Origin of the sequence: Rhodococcus sp. NPDC060086, from assembly GCF_042730275.1 — a bacterium.
Taxonomy (GTDB): Bacteria; Actinomycetota; Actinomycetes; order Mycobacteriales; family Mycobacteriaceae; genus Rhodococcus.
This window is the reverse complement of the sequence record NZ_JBHWWZ010000014.1, coordinates 37,469-60,729: the sequence shown is the minus strand read 5'-3', so window position 1 is coordinate 60,729 and position 23,261 is coordinate 37,469. Positions and strand designations below refer to the sequence as shown.

General features: G+C 68.4%; 18 protein-coding genes and 2 pseudogenes. 14 read left to right on the top strand and 6 right to left on the bottom strand.

Annotation, left to right across the window (positions count from 1 at the left end; translation table 11 throughout):
* The first annotated feature begins 156 nt into the window (after positions 1-156).
* The 3 genes from ACFWB0_RS11180 to prcA are packed head-to-tail and all read left to right on the top strand — an operon-like array spanning position 157 to position 1,984.
* Positions 157-348, top strand: coding sequence for a ubiquitin-like protein Pup (locus ACFWB0_RS11180; RefSeq protein WP_169690235.1), 192 nt, complete (start codon positions 157-159; stop codon positions 346-348).
* Positions 345-1,199 (top strand): proteasome subunit beta, encoded by an 855-nt coding sequence (gene prcB / locus ACFWB0_RS11175; RefSeq protein ID WP_378490504.1) that lies wholly within the window; start codon positions 345-347, stop codon positions 1,197-1,199. Before ACFWB0_RS11180 ends, prcB begins: the two co-directional genes overlap by 4 nt.
* The gene (prcA, locus tag ACFWB0_RS11170; RefSeq protein WP_378490503.1) at positions 1,196-1,984 is read left to right on the top strand and encodes a proteasome subunit alpha; all 789 of its coding nucleotides are present in this window, start codon (positions 1,196-1,198) and stop codon (positions 1,982-1,984) included. The genes prcB and prcA overlap by 4 nt, the downstream gene beginning before the upstream one ends.
* Here the strand turns inward: prcA and ACFWB0_RS11165 are convergent.
* A complete protein-coding gene (locus tag ACFWB0_RS11165) occupies positions 1,969-3,450 on the bottom strand; it encodes a bifunctional phosphatase PAP2/diacylglycerol kinase family protein (RefSeq protein WP_378490502.1) in 1,482 nt (493 codons plus the stop codon). The two genes, prcA and ACFWB0_RS11165, sit on opposite strands and share 16 nt — an antisense overlap.
* A 62-nt stretch (positions 3,451-3,512) precedes the next feature.
* Here ACFWB0_RS11165 and pafA point away from each other — a divergent pair, with 62 nt between their 5' ends.
* From pafA to ACFWB0_RS11130, 7 genes are all read left to right on the top strand, one after another.
* Positions 3,513-4,871 (top strand): Pup--protein ligase, encoded by a 1,359-nt coding sequence (gene pafA, locus ACFWB0_RS11160; protein ID WP_378490501.1) that lies wholly within the window; start codon positions 3,513-3,515, stop codon positions 4,869-4,871.
* 93 nt (positions 4,872-4,964) lie between these two features.
* Positions 4,965-6,056, top strand: a complete 1,092-nt coding sequence (locus ACFWB0_RS11155) for a helix-turn-helix transcriptional regulator (protein WP_378490500.1) — start codon at positions 4,965-4,967, stop codon at positions 6,054-6,056.
* Positions 6,053-7,027 carry a helix-turn-helix transcriptional regulator gene (locus ACFWB0_RS11150; RefSeq protein WP_378490499.1) on the top strand — a complete coding sequence of 325 codons (975 nt, stop codon included), beginning with the start codon at positions 6,053-6,055 and terminating at the stop codon, positions 7,025-7,027. The genes ACFWB0_RS11155 and ACFWB0_RS11150 overlap by 4 nt, the downstream gene beginning before the upstream one ends.
* Before the next feature lie 115 nt (positions 7,028-7,142).
* Positions 7,143-7,403 (top strand): Sec-independent protein translocase subunit TatA, encoded by a 261-nt coding sequence (gene tatA, locus ACFWB0_RS11145; protein ID WP_378490498.1) that lies wholly within the window; start codon positions 7,143-7,145, stop codon positions 7,401-7,403.
* Positions 7,404-7,503: 100 nt separating this feature from the next.
* Complete coding sequence (gene tatC / locus ACFWB0_RS11140) at positions 7,504-8,439, top strand: twin-arginine translocase subunit TatC (protein WP_378490497.1); 936 nt, start codon at positions 7,504-7,506, stop codon at positions 8,437-8,439.
* 29 nt (positions 8,440-8,468) lie between these two features.
* Positions 8,469-11,171 carry a DEAD/DEAH box helicase gene (locus ACFWB0_RS11135; RefSeq protein ID WP_378490496.1) on the top strand — a complete coding sequence of 901 codons (2,703 nt, stop codon included), beginning with the start codon at positions 8,469-8,471 and terminating at the stop codon, positions 11,169-11,171.
* A 142-nt stretch (positions 11,172-11,313) separates the two neighbouring features.
* Positions 11,314-12,270: a DUF4333 domain-containing protein gene (locus ACFWB0_RS11130; RefSeq protein WP_378490495.1), complete on the top strand. Its 957-nt coding sequence runs from the start codon at positions 11,314-11,316 to the stop codon at positions 12,268-12,270.
* Positions 12,271-12,503: 233 nt separating this feature from the next.
* On the opposite strand, the pseudogene ACFWB0_RS11125 reads toward ACFWB0_RS11130, so the two are convergent.
* From ACFWB0_RS11125 to ACFWB0_RS11110, 4 genes and pseudogenes are all read right to left on the bottom strand, one after another.
* Positions 12,504-12,590, bottom strand: a pseudogene (locus ACFWB0_RS11125) (IS3 family transposase); the annotation flags it as partial.
* A gap of 43 nt (positions 12,591-12,633) precedes the next feature.
* Positions 12,634-13,560 carry an ABC transporter substrate-binding protein gene (locus ACFWB0_RS11120; protein ID WP_378490494.1) on the bottom strand — a complete coding sequence of 309 codons (927 nt, stop codon included), beginning with the start codon at positions 13,558-13,560 and terminating at the stop codon, positions 12,634-12,636.
* Complete coding sequence (locus tag ACFWB0_RS11115) at positions 13,557-14,363, bottom strand: ABC transporter ATP-binding protein (protein WP_378490493.1); 807 nt, start codon at positions 14,361-14,363, stop codon at positions 13,557-13,559. Before ACFWB0_RS11115 ends, ACFWB0_RS11120 begins: the two co-directional genes overlap by 4 nt.
* Positions 14,360-15,433, bottom strand: a complete 1,074-nt coding sequence (locus ACFWB0_RS11110; RefSeq protein ID WP_378490492.1) for a FecCD family ABC transporter permease — start codon at positions 15,431-15,433, stop codon at positions 14,360-14,362. Before ACFWB0_RS11110 ends, ACFWB0_RS11115 begins: the two co-directional genes overlap by 4 nt.
* 86 nt (positions 15,434-15,519) lie before the next feature.
* On the opposite strand from ACFWB0_RS11110, the gene ACFWB0_RS11105 reads away from it, so the two are divergent.
* The 4 genes and pseudogenes from ACFWB0_RS11105 (at position 15,520) to ACFWB0_RS11090 (ending at position 20,440) form a co-directional block, all read left to right on the top strand.
* A complete protein-coding gene (locus ACFWB0_RS11105; RefSeq protein WP_378490491.1) occupies positions 15,520-17,118 on the top strand; it encodes an ATP-binding cassette domain-containing protein in 1,599 nt (532 codons plus the stop codon).
* Between the two features lie 38 nt (positions 17,119-17,156).
* Complete coding sequence (cydC, locus tag ACFWB0_RS11100) at positions 17,157-18,845, top strand: thiol reductant ABC exporter subunit CydC (RefSeq protein WP_378490490.1); 1,689 nt, start codon at positions 17,157-17,159, stop codon at positions 18,843-18,845.
* A gap of 222 nt (positions 18,846-19,067) precedes the next feature.
* Positions 19,068-19,327, top strand: a pseudogene (locus tag ACFWB0_RS11095) (IS256 family transposase); the annotation flags it as partial.
* 144 nt (positions 19,328-19,471) lie between these two features.
* Entirely contained in the window at positions 19,472-20,440 is a 969-nt protein-coding gene (locus ACFWB0_RS11090; RefSeq protein WP_378490537.1) for a serine/threonine dehydratase, read from the top strand.
* Positions 20,441-20,455: 15 nt separating this feature from the next.
* Here the strand turns inward: ACFWB0_RS11090 and katG are convergent, their stop codons facing one another.
* Complete coding sequence (gene katG, locus ACFWB0_RS11085) at positions 20,456-22,645, bottom strand: catalase/peroxidase HPI (RefSeq protein ID WP_378490489.1); 2,190 nt, start codon at positions 22,643-22,645, stop codon at positions 20,456-20,458.
* Positions 22,646-23,261 lie beyond the last annotated feature (616 nt).

The window sequence follows — 23,261 nt, the reverse complement described above, 5'->3', positions numbered from 1 at the left end:
ATGCCCGCACGGGTGTGGGGTGGTGGGGTCGCGACACGCGCCGGGACGCCGCGCGCGGTCGCCTCTGCTCGGTAGTGTGGAGAGCAATGTCGTGGTGTGCGGCACGGTCGCCGACCGGGGTCGTGTGCCACTCGAGTGCAGGAGGAGGTCGCGGCTATGGCGCAGGAGCAGACCACACGCGGTGGCGGCGGAGACGACGACGAGGTGACCGGCGACGGCGGTGCGGGTCAGGAACGCCGTGAGAAGCTGGCCTCGGAGACCGACGATCTCCTCGACGAGATCGATGATGTGCTCGAGGAGAATGCGGAGGACTTCGTCCGGGCGTATGTGCAGAAGGGTGGCCAGTGACAGCGGACAGATCCTCGCTTCCTTACCGCGAGGTGCAGGGTCGCCTGCACCTCGCGTCCCCGTTGTCGTCGTTCACCGATCATTTGCGGGCGTATGCGCCGGAGTTGTTGCCGGAGAACCGGTTCGTGCGTGAGCAGGGTAGTTTCGGTGAGCTCGCACCGCACGGCACGACGATCGTGGCGGTCACGTTCGACGGTGGGGTGATCCTCGCGGGCGACCGGCGCGCCACGATGGGCAACATGATTGCGTCACGTGACGTGGAGAAGGTGTTCGTCACCGACGCGTACTCGGCGGCGGGTATCGCCGGCACGGCGGGGTTGGCCGTCGAGATGGTGCGCTTGTTCGCGGTCGAGCTCGAGCACTACGAGAAGATCGAGGGTGTCTCGCTGACCTTCGACGGTAAAGCGAACCGGCTGGCGTCGATGGTGCGCGGCAATCTCGGGGCGGCGATGCAGGGTCTTGCGGTGGTGCCGTTGCTCGTCGGGTTCGATGTGGATGCGTCGGATGTGCGGCGGGCGGGGCGGATCGTGTCGTACGACGTGGTCGGTGGTCGCTACGAGGAACGCGCCGGGTATCACGCGGTGGGGTCCGGGTCGGTGTTCGCGAAGTCGGCGCTCAAGAAGCTCTACCGCGCCGACGCCGACGAAGCGGCTGCGCTGCGCATCGCGGTCGAGTCGTTGTACGACGCGGCCGACGATGATTCGGCGACCGGTGGCCCGGATACCACCCGCGGGATCTATCCGACCGCGGTGGCGATCACCGCGGCCGGGGCAGTAGTGGTTCCGGAAGCGGTGTTGGCGGAGTTGGCGCAGGCAATCGTGGTCGACCGTACTGCAGGAGGTGCCCGATGACGTTGCCGTATTATGCGTCCGCCGAGCAGATCATGCGTGATCGTTCGGAGCTGGCCCGCAAGGGCATCGCCCGGGGACGCAGTGTGATCGCGTTGATCTATTCCGACGGTGTGGTGTTCGTGGCGGAGAATCCGTCGAAGGCGCTGCACAAGATCAGTGAGCTGTACGACCGGCTCGGGTTCGCCGCGGTGGGCAAGTACAACGAGTTCGAGAGTCTGCGGCGGTCGGGGATCATGCGCGCCGACATGCTCGGCTATTCGTACGATCGGCGGGATGTGACGGGCCGGTCGCTGGCGAATGCGTACGCGCAGACCCTCGGGACGATCTTCACCGATCAGCCGAAGCCGTACGAGGTGGAGATCTGTGTCGCGGAGGTCGGTCGTGCGGGCGATGATGCGTCGGCGCAGCTGTACCGCATCACCTACGACGGGTCGATCGTCGACGAGCCGCAGTTCGTGGTGATGGGCGGAAACACCGAACCGATCCTGACGGCTGTGCGCGAGTCGTACCGTCCGGGACTGGACTTGGCGGCGGCGATCGAGGTGGCCGTGTCCGCATTGCAGAAGGGTACGTCGACCGGGGGTGATGCCGCCGGGCGTGTCCTCGGTCGCGGGGAGCTGGAAGTGGCGGTGCTCGAACGGTCCCGGCCGCGGCGTGCGTTTCGGCGTATCTCCGGTGCGGCACTCGATGCTCTGCTGCCTGCGGCCACCGCGGCAGCTGCCCCGTCCGATACCGCGACCGAGAACACTGGGGACGACGACGGCACCGATCAGGGTGCGAGCTGAGCATCCGGTAATCGGTACACGGTCAGCGCCGTCGGTACCGCTTTCACCTCGAAGGCGGTACCGTCGGCGCTGACTTCTCCGTCGGTCGCCAACGCGACCGGCGGTCCGCCCAGCCGCACCGACACCGACGTGACGTCACGCTGCTGGTACACGGCGGTGCTGCCGAGGGTGCCGGTGGCGGCCGCGAACAACAGCCGCGTGCGCGACCAGCGCCGATCGGCGCGCAGGTACCGCACGTCGAGAGTGCCGGCATCGAGAGCGGTCCGCGACATCGGCACCTGATCGGTGGGCCGATAGTGGCCGTTGCCGATGAACAGCAACCACAGTGCCGTGTCGATGCCGTCCACCCGGGCCTGTATCGGGCTGGCGGTGGCGAGTACCGCGACCATCGCGGCGGCCGCGGCGGGCCATTTCCCGATGCGGGGTTCCCACAGCTCCCGGAGCCGCACCGAATCGGGGTAGCCGCCGAGGCTGGCGGTGTTGAGGAAAATCCGGTTGCGGTGTCCGTGGGGGCCGGTGACGGTCACCGCACCGAGGTCGATGCGGGCCGCGAGTCCACCGGTGACGGCGCGGGCCGTGTCGCCGGTGGTGCCGGAGCCGACGTCGAGGGCGAAATGGTTGAGGGTGCCGCCGGGGAACACCGCGAGCGGTAGGTCATGACGGTGCGCGAACGCGGCGCCGGTCGCGACGGTGCCGTCCCCGCCGCACACCCCCAGCGCCCGGGGGCGGACGGTGGTGACGAGTTGTTCGAGGTGCTCCTCGAGATCGGTGTCGGGGTCGAGGAGTTCGATGCGGGCCTGTGGAAGCAGTTCGGCGAGGTCCGCTGCGATGGTGTCGCTGCTGCCGGACTGCGGGTTGACCACCACCAGCAGCCCACGGCCGCCGGGCAGTGCCGGGGCATCGGCGGCGGTGTCGACGCGGGCCGGTTCCGCGGTGCGGACCGCCCACCAGCGCCGGGTGGACAGCGCGACCGCGGAGCCCACGGCGGCACCGACGAGGACATCGCTGGGCCAATGCACCCCGGTGTGGACCCGTGAATAGGCGACGGCGGCCGCGAGCGGGGCCAGCATCGCGCCTGCCGCCGGTGATTCGAGTGCCACCCCGGTGGCGAAGGCTGCCGCCGAGGCGGCATGCCCGGACGGGAACGACGAGGACCGGGGGATCGGCACGAGGCGCCGCGCGAATCGGGGGTCGGTGCGGGCCGGGGGACGTCGGCGGGGCAGCAGTGGTTTGAGGGCAGCGTTGGCCAGCGCACTGGCACCGGCCACCGACAACAGCCCGCGGACCGCGCCGCGGCGGGCCCGGCCGCCGTACAGGACGCACACCGCGGCGCACCCCATCCACAGGACACTGTGATCGGCGCTGCGGGTGAGTCGGCGGAAAGTCGAATCGACGGCGGTCGGAACACGGTCGGTGAGCGTGAAGAGCGCATGGTCGGCGTCGCGGGTCTGTCGGTGGAAGGTCACAGGTGGGAACTGTAGATGCGTTGCACCCGCTCGGGGTCGGGTGTGCGCGGTACTGTCGAAGTGTGCAGCGACGAATCATGGGTATCGAGACGGAGTTCGGCGTCACGTGCACCTTCCACGGGCATCGCAGGTTGAGCCCGGACGAGGTGGCCCGCTATCTGTTCCGGCGGGTGGTGTCGTGGGGTCGCAGCTCGAATGTGTTCCTTCGGAACGGGGCGCGCCTGTATCTCGATGTGGGTTCCCACCCGGAGTACGCGACCGCCGAGTGCGACGATCTGCTTCAGCTGGTCGAGCATGATCATGCGGGGGAGCGGGTGCTCGAGGATCTGCTCGTCGATGCGGAGGAACGCCTCGCCGAGGAAGGTATCGGCGGCGACATCTACCTGTTCAAGAACAACACCGATTCGGCCGGGAATTCGTACGGCTGCCACGAGAATTTTCTGGTGGCGCGGGTCGGGGAATTCTCTCGTATTTCCGATGTGCTGTTGCCGTTCCTGGTGACCCGCCAGTTGATCTGCGGGGCCGGAAAGGTACTGCAGACGCCGAAGGCGGCGACGTTCTGCCTGTCGCAGCGCGCCGAGCACATCTGGGAGGGTGTGTCGTCGGCGACGACCCGGTCGCGGCCGATCATCAACACCCGCGATGAGCCGCACGCCGACGCCGAGAAGTACCGGCGGTTGCATGTGATCGTGGGCGATTCGAACATGTCGGAGACCACGACGATGCTCAAGGTCGGGTCGGCGTCGTTGGTGCTCGAGATGATCGAGGCCGGGATCTCGTTCCGCGATTTCGCGTTGGACAATCCGATCCGCGCGATCCGGGAGGTCAGTCACGACTTGACCGGCCGCCGCCCGGTGCGGTTGGCGGGGGGCCGGCAGGCCAGCGCCCTCGATATCCAACGCGAATATCATGCGCGGGCGGTGGAGTATCTGCGGCACCGCGAGCCGGATGCGCATGTGGCGCAGGTGGTGGATCTGTGGGGTCGGGTCCTCGACGCCGTCGAATCGCAGGATTTCGCGAAGGTCGACACCGAAGTGGACTGGGTGATCAAACGCAAACTGTTCCAGCGGTATCAGGATCGCTACAACATGGAGTTGTCGGATCCGAAGATCGCCCAGCTGGATTTGGCGTATCACGACATCAAACGGGGGCGGGGTGTGTTCGATCTGTTGCAGCGCAAGGGGCTGGCGACACGGTTGACCACCGACGATGCGGTGGATCGGGCGGTGGACACGCCGCCGCAGACCACCCGCGCGAAGCTGCGTGGTGATTTCATCGCCGCCGCGCAGGAGGCGGGCCGTGATTTCACGGTCGACTGGGTGCATCTCAAGCTCAACGATCAGGCGCAGCGCACCGTGTTGTGCAAGGACCCGTTCCGGTCGGTCGACGAGCGGGTAGAGCGGCTCATCGCGTCGATGTAGCGGCCGCCGCCGAGCGACACGGTATCGAGTCCCGGCACTCACCCGCACGGATGCGGGCGGGTGAGTGGGCGTCGGGGGCATTAGGGTTGGCCCGTGGCGATCTCGAAAGTCGAACGGTTGGTCAACTTGGTCATCGCGTTGCTGTCCACCCGGCAGTTCCTCACCGCGGAGAAGATCCGTGCCTCGGTGGCGGGTTATGCGGAGTGTGCGAGCGACGAGGCGTTCAGCCGCATGTTCGAACGCGACAAGAACGAACTGAGGGACCTCGGGATTCCGCTCGAGACGGGGGTGCCGTCGCGGTACTCCACCGTCGAGGGCTATCGCATCAACCGGGACGCCTATGCGTTGCCGGAGATCGAGCTGAGCCGGGAGGAGACCGCCGCGGTGGCGGTCGCGGCGGCGCTGTGGGAGTCGCCGGAGTTGACGTCGGCGGCGCAGGGCGCGTTGCTCAAGTTGCGGGCCGCCGGGGTGCAGGTCGACGCCGACCCGGCGGGTACGGTCGCGGCGATCCCGGCGCGGGCCCGCGGTTCCGAACCTGCCCTGCAGAAGTTGCTTGCCGCGGTCGACGAGCGGCAGGCCGTGCAGTTCGAGCATCGTAGTGCCCCCACCGATCCGTGGACGCTGCGCACGGTCGAGCCGTGGGGTGTGGTGACCGTGCACGGCCGCTGGTATCTGGTCGGGCATGACCGGGATCGTGCCGCGACCCGCACGTTCCGCCTGTCGCGCATCTCGGATGAGGTCACGGTGGTCGGGGACCGGGGTGCGGTGCAGATCCCTGTCGGGGTGGATCTGCGGGCCCGGGTGCTCGCCGCGACCCGCCCCGGGGATGTGACCGGGTCGGCGCGGGTGTGGGTGGCTGCGGGCCGCGCGTACGAGGTGCGTCGGCTCGGACGGGAGCTCGGGGCGCGGCAGATCGGTGACCGCGACGGCTCCGTGTTCGAGGTACCGCTGCGCTCCGGGGAATGGATCGCCCGCACCCTTGCGGGGCAGGGCGCCGACGCGTTGGTGCTCGACCCGCCGGAGTTGCGCGACGAGGTGCGGCAGATCCTGTCGCGGGTCGCCGCCGGTGGTACGGCAGAACACGCCGGTACAGCTGATCACAACGCAGCCGATCACAACGCAGCCGATCACAACGCGGCAGACCGCAGCGCGGGGGACGACACGGTGGGGGAGGAACGTCGATGAGCAGTACCCGACTGGCCGGGCGCTTGACCCGGCTATTGAATCTGGTGCCGTACTTCACGGCCCGGCCGGGGATCAGCGCCGCCGAGGCCGCCCGCGATCTGGGTGTCACCCCGAAACAGATCATGGACGACCTGAATCAGCTGTGGGTGTGCGGGCTGCCCGGCTACGGCCCCGGTGACCTGATCGACCTGTCGTTCTCCGAGGAGAGCATCGTGGTGACGTTCACCGCGGGCATCGACCGCCCGTTGCGGTTGACCTCTACCGAAGCGACGGTGCTGCTCGTCGCACTACGGTCCCTGCTCGAGATGCCCGGGGTGGTCGATCCGACGGCAGCGCAGAGCGCCATCGCCAAGATCGAGGCGGCCGCCGGGAGCGCCGCGGCGGGCGCGGACATCGCGGCTGCTCCGGTCCCCGACGATCCCGTCGCCGCACGCGTGCGCGCGGCCGTCCGCGACCGGCGTGCAGTGCACCTGACCTACTATTCGGCGTCCCGCGACACCGTCTCCGAACGCGATGTCGACCCGATCCGCATCGTGCTCATCGACGAGCACACGTATCTGCAGGCGTGGTGCCGCACCGCCGAAGGCGTGCGGCTGTTCCGGTTCGACCGGATCGACGAGGCTCGGGTCCTCGACGAACCTGCGCGGCCCCCGCAACGGGCCCTCGACGACGATGAACACCTCGAACTGTTCGCCGGGGACCCGTCGTTGCCTGCCGCCCGGCTGCGGATCGCCCCGTCGTACACATGGCTGCTCGACTACTACCCGCTCACCGACGTGACCGTGCTGCCCGACGGTAGTTGTGAGGCGGTGCTGCGGTTCGCGTCGCCGGAGTGGCTGGTGCGGCTGGTGGTGGGCCTCGGTGCCGGCGTGCGGGTGCTCGGCCCGCCACCACTGCGCGACGCGGTGCAGGCCCGGGCGGCCGCGGCGCTCGACGCCTACGTGGCCCTCGGGGGCGACACGGCCGTGTAGAGCCGACACCGTCGTGTGAACACTGCGCGAACTGTGGGGGGAACCGCTTCTGCCGGGCCGTCGATGTGCTGTGGGTCCGGTAGCATCGTGCAGAGCCAATCAGTGGAGGTTGTAAATGGGTGCAATGAGCCCGTGGCACTGGGCCATCGTCGCGTTGGTCGTCATCATCTTGTTCGGCTCGAAGAAGCTGCCGGATGCCGCGCGCGGTCTGGGCCGTTCGCTTCGGATCTTCAAGAGCGAGGTCAAGGAGATGCAGAACGACGGCGCGTCGACGACGGCCCCGCAGCCCGCGCCGAACCCGTTGCCCGCAGCGGCGGAGCCGACGCAGCAGATTCCGACGCAGCAGGCAGCTCAGCCCGACCAGCGGTCGGCCTGACCGAGTTCTCCCCACCGGGGCACCCGCCGGGTGTCCCGGTTTCCGCTGACCCCAGTGCCCCACCGCGGTGGTGGCCCTGACAGGAGCTGAGATCCGCACCGTGCGCATCCCGTTCGATCCACGCCGTAGTCGGCGCAAGGCCAATCCCGACGGCAACATGTCGCTGGTCGAGCATCTCTACGAGCTGCGCACACGGCTGCTCATCGCCGTCGCCGCGGTGATCGTCACCACCATCGCCGGGTTCTTCTGGTACAGCCACGGCCCGTTCGGCACGTCGAGTCTCGGTGAGATCCTGCTCGAACCGTATTGTTCGCTGCCGGCCGCGTCCCGCGCCGACTTCAGCAGCGACGGAGGCTGTTATCTGTTGGCCACCGGCCCCTTCGAGCAATTCATGTTGCGGTTGAAGGTCGCCGCGACCGCCGGTGTGGTGCTCGCGTGCCCGGTGTGGCTGTATCAGCTGTGGGCGTTCATCACCCCCGGCCTGTATTCGAAGGAACGCCGCTACGCGATCGGGTTCGTCACCTCCGGCGCGGTCCTGTTCGTCACCGGCGCGGTCCTGGCGTACCTGGTGGTCACGCACGCGTTGTCGTTCCTGTTGACTGTCGGCAACGACGTGCAGGTCACCGCACTGTCCGGCACCGAGTACTTCGGGTTCATGATCAATCTGCTGGTGATCTTCGGGGTGTCGTTCGAGATCCCGCTGGTGATCGTGGCGCTCAACGCGGTCGGGATGCTCTCCTACGAGAAACTCAAGGCCTGGCGCCGCGGCCTGATCATGGCCGTGTTCGTCTTCGCTGCGATCGCCACCCCCGGGCAGGATCCGTTCTCGATGCTGGCGTTGGCGTTGGCCCTGACCCTTCTGGTGGAGATCGCCATCCAGATCGCGCGCCTGAACGACAAACGGCGCGCCCGTAAGGCCCGCGCCGAAGGCTGGGGTGATCTCGACGACGAGGAGGGTTCGGCGATCCCGTCTCCGACTCCGGTCGAGAAGCCGTCTTCGGCTCCGGCACCCACCGACTATTCCGACACGCTGTGACGGGCCCCTCCGATACGCCGCGGGCGGATATGGCGGCGCCGCACCTGGAGACGTTCGCGTCCGGTCTGCCGTTTCCGCTGGACCCGTTCCAGCAGCAGGCGTGCCGCGCGCTCGAGGGCGGGCATTCGGTGCTGGTGTGTGCGCCCACCGGCGCCGGGAAGACCGTGGTCGGGGAATTCGCGGTGCATCTGGCCGTCGAGGCAGGCACCAAATGCTTCTACACCACCCCGATCAAGGCGTTGAGCAACCAGAAGTACGCGGATCTGTGTGCCCGGCACGGCAAAGACCGGGTGGGGTTGCTCACCGGCGATCAGTCGATCAACCCGAACGCGCCGGTGGTGGTGATGACCACCGAGGTGCTGCGCAACATGCTGTACGCGTCGTCGCCGACGCTGATCGGGCTGAGCCATGTGGTGATGGACGAGGTGCATTTCCTCGCCGACCGGTTCCGCGGTGCGGTGTGGGAAGAGGTCATCCTGCATCTGCCGGAGGATGTGCGGCTGGTGAGTCTGTCGGCGACGGTGTCCAACGCCGAGGAGTTCGGTGAGTGGATGACCACGGTGCGCGGCGACACCACCGTCGTCGTCGACGAGGTGCGTCCGATCCCGCTGCATCAGCACATGATGGTCGGGCCCCGTCTCTACGACCTGTTCGACGCCCGCGCCGAACCCGCCGACACGCCCGCGGCCGAGCGTCGCCGCGGGGTCGTGGTGGATCCGGAATTGGCGGCGCAGGTGCGGCGCCGCGCGAGCATCGACGGCGACCGCTGGCAGTCCCGCGGGCGGGGCACGTTCCGGCCGATTCCGCGCCCTGATGTGATCGCCCGCCTCGACGCGGAGGGGCTGCTCCCTGCGATCACGTTCGTGTTCTCCCGCGCCGGGTGCGACGCGGCGGTCTCGCAGTGCCTGCGGTCCGGGCTGCACCTGACGACCGAGGAGGAAGCCACCGAGATCCGGCGGATCGTCACCGAGCACACCCGCGAGTTGCCGCGCGCCGACCTCGAGGTGTTGGGGTTCGCGTCGTGGCGCACCGCGCTCGAACGTGGCATCGCGGCGCATCACGCGGGAATGTTGCCCGCCTTCCGGCACACCGTCGAAGAACTGTTCGTGCGGGGTCTGGTGCGGGCGGTGTTCGCCACCGAGACCCTCGCCTTGGGTATCAACATGCCGGCACGCACCGTGGTGCTCGAACGGTTGGTCAAATACAACGGGGAAACCCACGCCGAGCTCACTCCCGGCGAGTACACGCAGCTCACCGGGCGGGCCGGACGTCGCGGTATCGACGTCGAGGGACATGCGGTGGTGTTGTGGCAGCCGGGTGTGGAGCCGGCCGCGGTGGCGGGTCTGGCGTCGACGCGCACGTTCCCGCTGCGCAGTTCGTTCCGCCCGTCGTACAACATGGCGGTCAATCTCATCGACGCGGTCGGCGTCGAGCGGTCCCGCGCGCTGCTGGAGATGTCGTTTGCACAGTTCCAGGCCGACAAGTCGGTGGTCGGCGCCACCCGCGGCATCGAACGCAACGAGGCACAGCTGGCGAAGATGCGCGAGCAACTCGGCGGCGCCGACAGCGAGATCTTCGACTATGTGCGGTTGCGGGCGGATCTGACCGACGCCGAGCGGCAGCACGAGCGCACGAAGCGCCAGAATCGTCGGCAGGAAGCGGTCGAGTCGCTGGTGGCGTTGCGGCCCGGTGAGATCGTCGCGGTCCCGGCGGGCCGGCGCACCGGGTTGGCGGTGATCATCGACCCCGACCGGGATCTGAGCGATCCGCGTCCGTATGTGGTGACCGCCGACGGGTGGGCGGGTCGGCTCTCGGCGGGCGATTTTCCCACCCCCGCGGTGGTGGTGGGACGGTTGAAGTTGCCGCGGCACGCCGATCCGAGCACCGGTCGGGGCCGGCGGGACATCTCGTCGGCGTTGCGGTCGAAGGGGTTGGTGCCGCCGCGCCGCACCAAGCGGTCCCGCACGGGTGGCGGCGACACCCGCGAGATCGATTCGTTGCGCCGTGCGCTGCGCGGGCATCCGGCGCGGGAGAACCCGGATGTGGAGGCGTTGGCGCGGGTCGGGGAGCGCTACAACCGGTTGACGCGCGACACCGAGCATCAGCGACGTAAGACCGCGGCGACCACCGATTCGTTGGCGCGCACGTTCGAGCGGATCGTGTCGTTGCTGACGGAGCGGAGTTATCTGACCGGTGGGGACGATCCGGCGGCGACCGAGGCGGGGGAACGGCTCGCCCGGATCTACACCGAATCGGATCTGCTGGTCGCCGAGTGTCTGCGCACCGGAGTGTGGGCGGGGTTGTCGCCGGCGGAGCTTGCGGCGGTCGTCTCGACGGTGATCTTCGAGTCGCGGGGCGACGAGGTGCCGGAGGTGCGGGGTCCGACCGGGCCGATCCGGCGGGCGTTGGCCGATACGGTGCGGTTGTGCGACGAGTTGCGGGCCGATGAGCTGCGGCATCGGTTGCCGACGACCCGCGAACCGGATTTCGGGTTCGTGTCCGCCGCATACACGTGGGCAGGGACCGCATCGTTGACTGAGTCGCTGCTCGCGGCTGTCACCACGGGCAGTGAACTGTCACCGGGTGACTTCGTGCGGTGGTGCCGGCAGTTGATCGATCTGCTCGATCAGATCCGCACGACTTCGCAGGACCCGGCGTTGGCGAAGGCGGCGGGGCGGGCGGTCGGCGCGATCCGCCGGGGGGTCGTCGCCGTCGATGCGACCGCGGTATGAGCGGTGCCGCACGGGTGTCCGGGACGTGGGCGGCCTCCCACCCGTCCGGTATGTGTGGTTTGATACGCGCGCTGCCACACGGGGGACCGGTCGCTGGTGGGCATTACGGTGAACGTATGAACGATGGCGAGTGGAGGCGACGATGACCGGGCCGAACGATCCGCAGGACCCGCACGGCAACGAGCAGGGACGTGACCCGTGGGCCCCACCCGCGTCCGGCGCCGACCACGCCTCACCGCAGGCAGCTGCACCGCAGTGGGGTGCGCCCACGGGCGACTCCCCGGCGGCTCCGACCCAGCAGTGGGGAAGCGCGCCCGGGGGTGACCCTGCCGCAGCGACGCAGCAGTGGGGTGCCGCTCCCGGCGGCGATGCCGCGGCGCCCACCCAGCAGTGGGGACAGCAGTCGCAGCAGCAATGGGGAGCGGCGCAGCAAGGTCAGGCCGGCGGAGCCGCGTGGGGACCGCCGCAGGGTGGTCAGGCTCCGCAGGCGAACGGACAGTGGGGCCAGCAGCAGCCGCCGCAGTGGGGCGCCCAGCCCGGTCAAGGACCTGGTCCGCAGGGCTGGGGCACTCCTGCGCCGCCTCCCGCGCAGCCCGGGTGGGGACAGCCTCCCGGTCAGCCCGGACCGGCGGGCGGCCAGCAGTGGTCTCCGCAAGGTCAGCCCGGCCAGTCCTGGCAGCAGCCCGGAGTCGGGCAGGGCGGTCAGCCCGCATGGGGTCAGCAACAACAACCCGGTGGCGGTCCCTGGCAGCCGCAGCAGCAACCCGACGGCGCGTCCGGGGGCACTAATTCGAAGCTGCTGTTGATCCTCGGTGGTGTGGGCGCCCTTGTCGTGGTGGTGATCGTCGCGGTGATCGCGTTCATGACCCTCGGCGGCGGTACCACCCTCGATTCCGAGGCCGCGCAGGCCGGTGTCGCGCAGGTCCTGACCGAGTCGTACGGCGCCGAAGAGGTCGGCGACGTCGTATGCCCCGACGATCAGACGGTCGCGGCCGGTGCGAGCTTCGAGTGCACCCTCACCGTCGACGGGCAGCACCGGTCGGTGACGTTGACCTTCACCGACGACAACGGCACCTACGAGGTCAGCCGACCGAACTGACCGTCTCGACAGGAGATGCGTGTCATCCGAGATCCCCGCTCACTACCGAAGTGAGCGGGGATCTCGCTGTTGTTGCGACGGTGCGCGAGACAGATTCTCGGACAACGAGATCGACCGTGAAGGAGATGCGATGGCGGCGTGGCTCGAGGTTCTGGTGTCGATGATCGACGGTCCGCCCTCTCCTGTACAGGGAATCGTGCAGCCGTATCGGCCGAACGTCGAAACGGTTCACGTCGTATCAACCGCGTGACCCGTTTGCGGTTGATACACACCCCGAGTTCGCGCAGTTCGGCATGGATGCGAGGCGCACCGTAGGCGGAGAACACATGCGAGGCCCTGCTGCGGCACCACTGACTGCAGCGGTCAGGGCCGGTCGAGGTCGGCGAGCCAGTCTCGTATCCGTTCGACTCCTTCCGTGGTCGTCTGCAGCCCGAGAGCCTGGGCATGTTTTCCCTCGAGCACGAGAATGCGGTCGGTACGCACCGCCTCCAGCTCGCTGACCGCAGGATTGGACAGAATCGAGTCGAACGATTCTCGTCCGGCACCGAGCAGGTCGACCAGCAGGATCGCGTCCGGTTGTGCCCGAACGAGGTGTTCGGGGTCGGCGAACCCCGTGCGGGTCAGTCCGGTGCTGTCGGCAGCGTTACGGCCGCCGGCACGGGCGAGCAGATCGAGGGTGAAGCCGTTGCCCGCGTTGATCATCGGCCGTCCGGCTTGATTACTCAGGACCAGCACCGACGGGCCGGGCCCCGATACCGGGGCGATGCCTGCGAGATCACGCTCGATGTCCGCGGTCAGGACGGTGGCCTGCTCCGACGCTCCGATGGTGGTACCGATGGTGGTGATGTTGGCCAGCATCTCCTCGACGGTCCGCCAGGAATTCGGCAGGGTGAGAACCCGCACCGACGATGCTTCGAGCAGAGCGGCCGTATCCGATTCGCCTTCGTGTCGTGGAGTGATGATTGCCAGATCCGGGTCGGCCGCGAGAATCTGTTCGGGATCCGCCGCCCCATGAGCTGCAAAGGTCGTGCCGACCGACTGCATCACAGGCAGATGATTGGTCAAGGCCGGGCGGGTTTGGGTGTCGGGCACGAGAACGAGCCGATTACCTGCACCGAGCGCAGCGACGGTTTCGGCGACATCGGGCGAGATCGCCGCGATTCGTTGGGGGGCAGCGGGATCGGTGGATGCGTCGGCTGGGCCGGAGGTGCTCGTGCATCCGGCGAGGAAGCCGATCATGGCGACGGCGACGGTGCCGGAGATCAGGCGAGGACGGGACGAGACGGTCATGATGCTCCTGCAGGCGATGGTCCGGGGAAGGCGGTGACGCGGAGTGAACGGGTGGTGCGGTCGTGGTGGATGTGCACCGGCACGCCGTAGACCCGCTCGAGGCGGTTCGGGTCGAGCACGTCGGCGGGAGTTCCTGCTGCCACTATCCGTCCCGCGTGGAGCAGCACCAGACGGTCGCAGTATCGGGCCGCAAGATCGATGTCGTGGAGGCTGACGATCACCGCCGCGCCGCGGTGGTCGTCCGGTGGGGTGTCGGCGTGGGCACGCGCGAGGGTCAGAACGGTGATCTGGTGGGCGAGGTCGAGCGCGGAGATCGGCTCGTCCATCACCAGGACCGGCGCGTGCTGGGCCAGGGCGCGGGCGATGTGCACCAGTTGACATTCGCCGCCGGACAACCGCGTTGCGGGCCGGTCGGACAGATACTCGCATCCCGCACGTCGCAGTGCGGTGTCGACCATCCGGTCGCGGTGTGTAGCGTCGCCGGTCACGAGTGTGCCGAGGGTGACGATCTCCCGGACGGTCAGGTCGAAGTCGAGGCGGGTGTGCTGCGGGACGAAGGCGACGTGGCGGGCGCGGGCGCGCGGGCGCAGGGCTGTGAGATCGATGCCTGCGCAGAGCATCGAGCCGGACGAGATCGCAGTACCGGCACCGAGCGCGGACAGCAGGGTGGTTTTGCCGGAGCCGTTGGGTCCGATCAGACCGACGACGGTACCGGGTTCGATATCGAGATCGAGTCCGTGCAGCACCGTGCGTGTGCCTCGATCGATGCGCAGTCCGCGCAGCGAGAGCAACGGTGTAGTCACGAGCGGCCTCCGTGCGAGCCGCTGTTACGCAGGACGAGGTAGCCGAAGACCGGTGATCCGATCAGTGCGGCGACCGTGCCGGTCTGCAGGATCACGGGGTCGAACAGCAGGCGGGCTCCGAGGTCGGCGAGGACCAGGAAGGCAGCGCCGGTGAACATCGAGGCCGGCAGTAGCAGGGCGTGACGTGAGCCGAGAAGCAGCCGCACCGCGTGGGGTACCACCAGTCCGACGAACCCGATCACGCCGGCGACGGCGACCGCGGCCCCGGTGACGGCGGCGCCGGTGAGCAACAGCACCAACTGTTGTCTGCGGACGTCGATGCCCATGCTGGTGGCGGTCCCCTCGCCCAGGAGCAGAGTGTCGAGGGTTCGGTGCCGGCTCAGCAGCACCGCGGTGCCCAGGAGGATCGGTCCGGCGCACAGGGCCACGTCGTTCCAGGTGCGGGCGGTCAGATCGCCGTTGATCCAGAACATCACCGAGCGGACCGCGGAGTCTTCGGGGGCATTCGCAACCAGCGCTGCGGTCAGTGCCGAGCAGAACGATCCGATGGTGACGCCGACGAGGACGAACGTCACCGGGGAGGTGTCCCGTCGCACCCGGGCGACGATCAGCAGCACGAGGGTGGTGATCGCGGCACCCGTGAATGCGCCGATGGGAAGCGTCGCGGCGCCGAGGATCGAGGTGCCGGTGACGAGAACGGCGACTGCGCCGACGGCGGCGCCGGAGGCGACGCCCGTGATGCCGGGGTCGGCGAGGGGGTTCCGGAAGACCGCCTGCATCACGGCGCCGACGACCGCCAGTGCGGCGCCGACGAGCGCGGCGACGAGAACACGGGGGGCGCGGACATCACGGACGAGGGAGGCGTAGGGAATGTCGTTGTCGATGAACGCTTTCAGGACGTGATCCCAAGGGACGGTGACGGGGCCGAGGGAGATCGCCGCGATCATGACGGTGATCAGAACGAGTGCCGGTGCGCCGATCGTGGCGCTGCGGGTACGTCGACGAGGGGGTCTCGGCGGGTCGGCCGGCTCGGCGGAGTCGGGGTCGACGGTGAGGCTGGTGGGGGGCACGGGGAGTGGGCCTTTCGTGCGCTAAGCTCCGATATCGTCATAAACGATAACAGTTGTCATTAACGTTAAGAGGAGGTGGTGGCGAGATGAGTTCCCTGGGACGGCGTCTCCCCATCTGCGGTTTCGTCCGGGCGAGCGTGATCTCGGCCTGGCTCGGCACGGTCGCGACATGCCTGATGTACCTTGCCGTCGGGGACATCGCGGCAGGTCCGACCGTTTCGAACCCCTGGTGGATCGCGGGATGCGCTACCGGCGTGATGGCCGCGACTGCCGCCGCGATACCGCTCGTCGACGAGCGTGCCCAGCGCCGCGTCGAGCATGCGGTGCGCGTGGCGTTGCAGCGGCGGATCCTCGCTGCGGACACCGCGATCGCCCGGTCGCAGCTGCCCGCGGCGGGTCGTATCGTGTCCACCGGCACCGACGGCGCCGCCAAGATCGCTGCTCTACGTGGCAGTTTCGTGGCGTCGATCGCGGCAGCGGCCACTGCGCCGCTGATCGTGCTGGTGATCGTCGCCGTGGCGGTGGACTGGGCACTGGCCGCCCTGCTTCTGGTGCTCGTGGTGCTCGCGCCCGTGGCGGCCGGTGGTGTTCAGCAGTTGTTCCGGCGCACGTCCGCGGACCACCGCGCCCAGTCGCGGCGACTGGCCGGCGAGTTCCTCGACGCGCTGCGGGGCCTTCGGACGGTGTCGCTGCACGGGCGTACCGCCGAGCAGGCCGCGCACCTGGCCGCCGAAAGCGAAGGGCAGCGACGGACCGTCATGCGCTTGCTGTTGGGCAACCAGGTGGTTCTCTTCGTTACCGACATCGTCTTCTACGGCGTCGTCATCGGTACCGCCACCGCCGCGGCGGTCCACCTCGGCACGACCGGTGACCTCGATGCCGGTCGGGCGCTGGCCCTGATCCTGCTGGCGGTGCTGCTCACCGCACCGATCGACTACATCGGCCAGTTCTTCTACATCGGGATGACCGGTGCCGCAGCGGAAAGGGAGGCCACTGCCCTGATCGGCGAGAGCGGGGCACCGGTCCCGGCGGCGCCGCGCACCCCCCGGACGGCTCCGGTGTCCTGCGCCCTCCGCAACGTCGCTGTGACCTATCCCGGCCGGGAGACGACGTTTTCGGCCGTGACCCTCGACGTCGCGGCCGGTGAAACAGTCGTCCTGACCGGGCCGTCGGGAAGCGGCAAGTCCACGATGCTCGCCCTGCTGTCCGGTGACCTGCGCCCCGATACCGGTACCGTCGAATTCGACGGCGCCCCAGCAGATCCCCGAACATTCACCGCTGCCGTACACCAGAACACCTACCTGTTCACCGGGTCCGTCGCCGACAACCTTCGCCTCGCCTGTCCCGCCGCCTCGGATGCACAGTTGTGGACCGCGCTCGAGCGTGCGCACCTGGCCGACGAGATTCGCGCCCTGCCCCACGGCCTGGGTACCGAACTCGGCGAATTCGGTACCGGACTGTCGGGTGGTCAGGCACAAAGGCTCTCACTGGCGCGGGCGCTGCTATACGACGCTCCCGTGCTGCTTCTCGACGAGGTGACCAGTCACGTCGACTCCCGCTCGGAACTGCTGATCGCAGACACCCTCGCGTCCCTCGCCGGGCACAAGACCCTGGTCCTGGCGACCCATTCCCCCGGCCTGCTCAGCCTCGCCGACCGTACCCTCGACATCGGAGCCCAGCTGTGATCCTCCCCCGCGACACCGGACTCGACAGCGGTAGGTCGATGACCGGATGGCTCCTGGCCTTCGGGCGTCCGGTGTTGTGGCCGCTGGTGATTTCTGCGCTGTGCCGCGTCACCGAACTCACCGCCGGCGCCGCCTTGCTCGGATTCGCGGCCTATACGGCGGTGACCGCCATCTCGACCGGCACCGGATCGCCGGCGACGGCATTCGCTGTCGTCGTGGCCCTGGCGACGCTCAAAGGGTTGTTCCACTATCTCGAGCACTACACCGGCCACTGGGTCGCCTTCCGGGTCCTGGCGATGATGCGAGTGTTTTTCTACGAGCGGCTGGCCGCGCTTGCGCCCGCCGTGAGTTACCGGCATCGCACCGGCGACCTACTCGCCCGCGTCACGCGTGATATCGATCGTCTCGAAGTGTTTTTCGCCCACTCGGTGGTGCCCGCCGTCGCTGCGGTGGTCATGCCGGCCGGTGTGCTCGTGTGGTTCGCCGCGGCGGGCTCGCCGGTGGTCGCGGCCGCGGTCGCCCCATTCTTCGTCGCGCTGGGGGCGATTGTTCCGTTCCTGGGTCGACAGGGCGCACAGCGAGCGGAGTCGGAGACCGTGCGGTTCGGGGGTGTGGTCTCGGCGCACCTGGCAGACACGATTGCGGGGCTGCGGGAGGTCACGGCGTACGGCGCCGGCGAGCGGCGGCTCGCCGAACAGGCTGCGTTCGACGACGAGGCCGCGTCCCGGCGTGGGGTGGTGGCCCGGTGGGTCGCCGTGCGCGCGGCTGTCACGCGTGTGACCCAGGTGGCAGTGGTGCTGACGGTTGTCGCGATCGGACATGCTGTCGACGTCGACAGCGCGGTTGTCGCGGCGATGGCTGCGGTCACCGTGGCGACTTTTCCTGCTCTCGCTGCTGTCGAGGGGTTCGCAGCACTGCTCGGCAGTACCCGCTCCTCGGTGCAGCGTGTGCGCGCCATCGCCGACGAGGAGCCCGATACTCCTGACGTGGATGCATCGACCGCATGGATCCCCGGGACGCAGGCTCCGCAGGTTCACCTGGACAATGTCGACTTCGTCCATCCCGGCGGGAGCGGTCGGGCGCCGGTGCTGACCCGGACCGAGCTGACGATCCCGGCCGGCGCGACCGTCGGGTTGCTCGGCCCCACCGGCAGTGGCAAGTCGACGATCGGGGCACTGCTCGCGCGGATATGGGATCCGACCGGTGGCCGGGTGCTGTGGGACGGGCACGATCTGCGACACATCCCGCTCGCCGAGCTGCGCCGCCGAGTCACCGTGGTGGACCAGGAGCCGTTCTTGTTGCGTGCCTCCATCGCAGCCAACCTTCGGCTCGCCGCACCGGACGCCTCCGACTCTGCTCTGTGGGACGTTCTACGCTCGGTGGATCTCGAACATACGGTGCGGGCGATGCCCGACGGACTGGACACGAGCGTCGGCGAACGCGGTGCGGAACTGTCCGGCGGTCAACGCCAACGCCTGGCACTGGCGCGCGCACTGCTCCACGACGGTCGGCTCGTCATCGTCGACGAGGGGACCAGCCAACTCGACGAGGGAACCGAGGCACGCGTACTCGATCGCCTGCAGTCGGCGTGGGCGGATCGCACGGTCCTGTGGATCACACACCGCCCGTCCACTCTCCGGCTGTGTGACACTGTGTTCCGGATAGACGCAGGTGAGGTCGTGCCGTGGGGTGACGAAGAGGAGTTGCTCGCAGCGGCGCATCCATGACGCACCCGCGCACCGTTCGATATCTGCCGTGCAGCGTCGTCGACCACCTCGTCTCGTGTGCGACGACGCTGCGGGGTGGCGCGAAGCGAGGCCATGTAGTCGGTGTTCTCGGGAAGGGGCTCGGTGATCTCGACAACGGCAACACCCGCCGCCTGGGCTTCGTCGCGCAGGTTCGCGGTGACCGCACCTTCGGTTTGCACGTTGTAGATCAGCGCACGCACACGCTTGTCGCCGACGAGGGCGAGAGTCTCCGCAATCGCAGCAGGCGAGGGGGCGTTGCCGGCACCGCCGTACGAGTTGTTCACCTCGACTTCAGGTCCTGGGCAAGATGGCGATGGAGAAGATGCTCGCCGGCCTGTCGACTCTCCGCTCCCCGATCGGCCTCGAACCAGTAGGGAACGACCGAAACATCCTCTGCAACAAGCAAATCTGCCGTGTCACGCAAGTTCGTAGCGATGACCGAAACCGCCCTGCGTCGACTGCACCAGTTGTTACACCAGGGGCGGCGCGTTGTCGGCGCTCCGGATGCTCGTCAGCCGACGCGTCCGGATGTGTGACAGTGGCGACGCGATTGTGCAATTCCGGCTCTTCGGGTGGATCGTGTACCGGTGAGCTTCCATCCCGACATCCCACACGAGGCAGCGCCGTCGTTCGCGGCGGTCGACCGCCCCGCCGTCATCGACGCCGCGCGCCATATCGCCCCGGTCGTGCGACGCACCCCGGTACTCACCGCGACGGTCCCCACCCCGAACGGCCCGATCGAGGTGGCGTTCAAACTCGAACATGTGCAGCACGGCGGGTCGTTCAAGGTGCGCGGCAGCCTCAACGCACTCGGCCATGCCCGTGAGAGCGGCACACTGACCGACGCGGGTGTACTCATCGCGTCCGGAGGCAACGCCGCGATCGGTGCCGCGTGGGCCGCGCGATACTGGGACACACCGTGCACCGTGGTCGTTCCCGAATCTGCGCCGCCGGCGAAACTGGAACGGTTGCAGCGGCTCGGTGCGACCGTCCACCGAGTGGGGTCGTCCTACGCAGAGGCGGCCGCGCGCGCTGCGACCCTCGCCGGTGAGCTCGGTGCCCTGCAATTGCACGCCTACGACCTGCCCGACATCGTCGCCGGCGCCGGCACCATCGCGCTCGAACTCTCCGAGCAGCTGTCCACGCCCCTGGACTATCTCGTCGCGGTCGGTGGTGGGGGCCTGGTCGCTGGAATCGCCGCCGGCGCCCACGACACCGACCGGATCCGCGGGGTCGAGCCCGTTGGAGCCGCAGCCCTGCATCGCGCGCTCGCCGCGGGAACACCGATCGACATCGAGCTCGACAGCATCGCCGCTGATTCGCTCGGTGCGACCCGCATCGGGAACCTCGCGTGGGCGGCGGCGAGCACCGGCCGTATCGACAGCCTCGTCGTCGACGACACCCGCATCGTCGAGGCGCGCCGCTGGTTGTGGGACGAACTGCGCATCGTCGTCGAACACGGCACGGCCGCGGCGCTCGCACCCGTCCTGACGGGGGCGGTCACCGCGACCGCGGGCCGGACCCTGTGTGTGGTTCTCTGCGGCGCCAACACCGCAGTATCCGACCTGGGCTGAACGATCGCCGCAGATTCAGGCGACGTCGAACCGATCCAGATTCATCACCTTGTCCCACGCCGCCACGAAATCTCGGACGAACATCGGCTGGGCGTCATCGCAGGCATACACCTCGGCGATGCCGCGCAGCTGTGAGTTCGAACCGAAGACGAGATCGACGGCGGTCGCGGTCCCTCGGTGGGCACCGGTGACCCGGTCGCGGCCCTCGTAGAGGTACTCCTCGGTGGTCGAGGGCGACCATTCGATACCCATATCCGTGATGTTCACGAAGAAATCGGTGGTCAACATCCCGGGCCGGTCGGTCAGCACACCATGAGAGCCTCCGCCGTGGTTGGTGTTCAGCACGCGCATCCCGCCGAGCAGCACCGTCATCTCGGGTGCGGTCAAGGTGAGCAGATTCGCCCGGTCGAGAAGGAGCCGTTCCGGTGGTTGTTTCTCGCCGGCCCGCAGGTAGTTGCGGAATCCGTCGGCCTTGGGTTCGAGCACCGCGAACGACTCCGCGTCGGTCTGATCCTGTGTGGCGTCGGTGCGGCCCGGCGTGAACGGGACCGTGACATTGTGTCCCGCTGCCGTCGCGGCCTGTTCGACGGCAGCGCATCCGCCGAGGACGATCAGATCGGCGAGCGAGACCTTCGTGTCGCCGGTCTGCCCGTCGTCGAATTCCTGCCGGATCCGGTCGAGCACCGCGAGGACCTCCGCCACGTCGGCGGGTTCGTTGACTTCCCAATCCTTTTGCGGTGCCAGCCGCAGGCGTGCCCCGTTGGCGCCGCCGCGTTTGTCGGTGCCGCGGAAGCTCGCCGCGGCCGCCCACGCGGTGGTCACCAGTTGCCGGATCGACAGGCCCGAGTCGAGGATCGCCTGTTTGAGCGCGGTGACGTCGCCGTCGCCGACGAGCCGGTGATCGACCGCGGGCACCGGGTCCTGCCACAGTTGCGCCTCCGGAATCCACGGGCCTAGATAGCGGGTGATCGGACCCATGTCGCGGTGCAGCAGCTTGTACCAGGCCTTACCGAACTCCACCTCGAGTTCCTCGGGGTGATCGAGCCAGCGGCGGGTGATCGGACCGTAGATCTCGTCGAAACGCAACGACAGATCGGTGGTGAGCATTACCGGCGGATGCCGCTTCGACGGGTCGTGCGCGTCGGGCACCGCATCGGCCGCGGCGCCATCCTTCGGGATCCACTGGTACGCGCCGGCGGGGCTCGTCGTCTGCTCCCATTCGTAGCCGTAGAGAGTGTCGAGAAACGAGTTGTCCCAGGTCGTCGGAGTCGGCGTCCAGGTGCCTTCCAGGCCGCTGGTGATCGCGTGGGCACCGACGCCGGTCCCGTAAGAACTCTTCCAGCCGAGACCCTGCTGTTCGACCGGGGCGGCTTCGGGTTCCGGACCGACAAGGTCGGCGGGACCGGCGCCGTGGGTCTTGCCGACGGTGTGGCCGCCGACGATCAACGCGGCGGTCTCGACGTCGTTCATCGCCATCCGCCCGAAGGTCTCGCGGATGTCGACGGCGGCGGCGATCGGATCCGGGGTGCCGTTGGGGCCTTCCGGGTTGACGTAGATCAGACCCATCTGCACCGCGCCGAGCGGACCGGCGAGATCCCTTTCGCCGCTGTAGCGTTCGTCGCCGAGCCAGGTGTCCTCCGGACCCCAGTACACCTCGTCCGGTTCCCAGATGTCCTCGCGGCCGAACGCGAAACCGAAGGTCGTGAAGCCCATCGATTCGTAGGCGCAGTTGCCGGCGAAGATGATCAGGTCGGCCCAGGAGATCTTTCTGCCGTACTTCTTCTTGACCGGCCACAGCAGCCGACGGGCCTTGTCGAGGCTGGCGTTGTCAGGCCAGCTGTTCAGCGGTGCGAGCCGCTGTGCGCCCTGACCACCGCCGCCGCGGCCGTCGGCGATCCGATAGGTGCCTGCCGCATGCCAGCTCATCCGGATGAACAGCGGCCCATAATGGCCGTGGTCGGCAGGCCACCACGGTTGCGACGTCGTCATCACCTCGAAGACGTCACGCTCGAGCGCATCGACGTCGAGGGATGCGAACTCGGTCGGATAGTCGAAGTCCGCACCCATCGGGTCGGTGGCAGGGGACTGCGGACGAAGAACGCTCAGGTCGAGTTGGTCGGGCCACCAGTCGCGGATCGTTCGAGGTCGGTGTGCTTTCGGTGTGGGGGAGGGGATCGCCGGGTTCTCGGATTCGCTCTTGGACACGGTGCCATTCCTTCCGGGGTTCGGTGAATGGGACGGTGCTCACGGAGATGGTCGATGAATGCGGGATTTCCCGCGACGAGCTTGACCACGCGGCGATACGTTCGCCGCGGAGTCGATGCCCCCGTGAGCGGGTCACCTCTCCATGATGAACCTGTCGCGGGGACGGGTCCAGGAAGGTGCGCGTGGCCTCTCCGACCGCAGCGTCCGACAGATCGATCGGGTGCCTACCGCTGTGGCCTGCGGCGTCTGGATCGTGACCGCCTCCCGGATCCTCGTCCGCACCGACAAACAACGCCGCCCGCTGTCTCGATCCGCAGACTGCACCCTGAACAAACCCCGGTGAGTGCTCAACTCATTGCGTGACCTGTTCGTCGTCCGATACCACCGGCGGCGGTGCCCATTGGCCGCCACCGACGAAGGGCTTGGGCAGGTAGCAGCGAAACGTCAGCGAGAAGGGGCTGTCCGGGTCGGTGGGCAGTTTGTCGGCCGGAAAGTGCAGGGTGTAGCTGCCGGCACCGGAGAGAGGGCTGCCCGGTGCTGTCGTGGGCGCAGACGGAATAGAGGGCTTCCTCGGCTGTGTTTGCCCAGATACCGTCCATGTTCACAGCACTCCGCA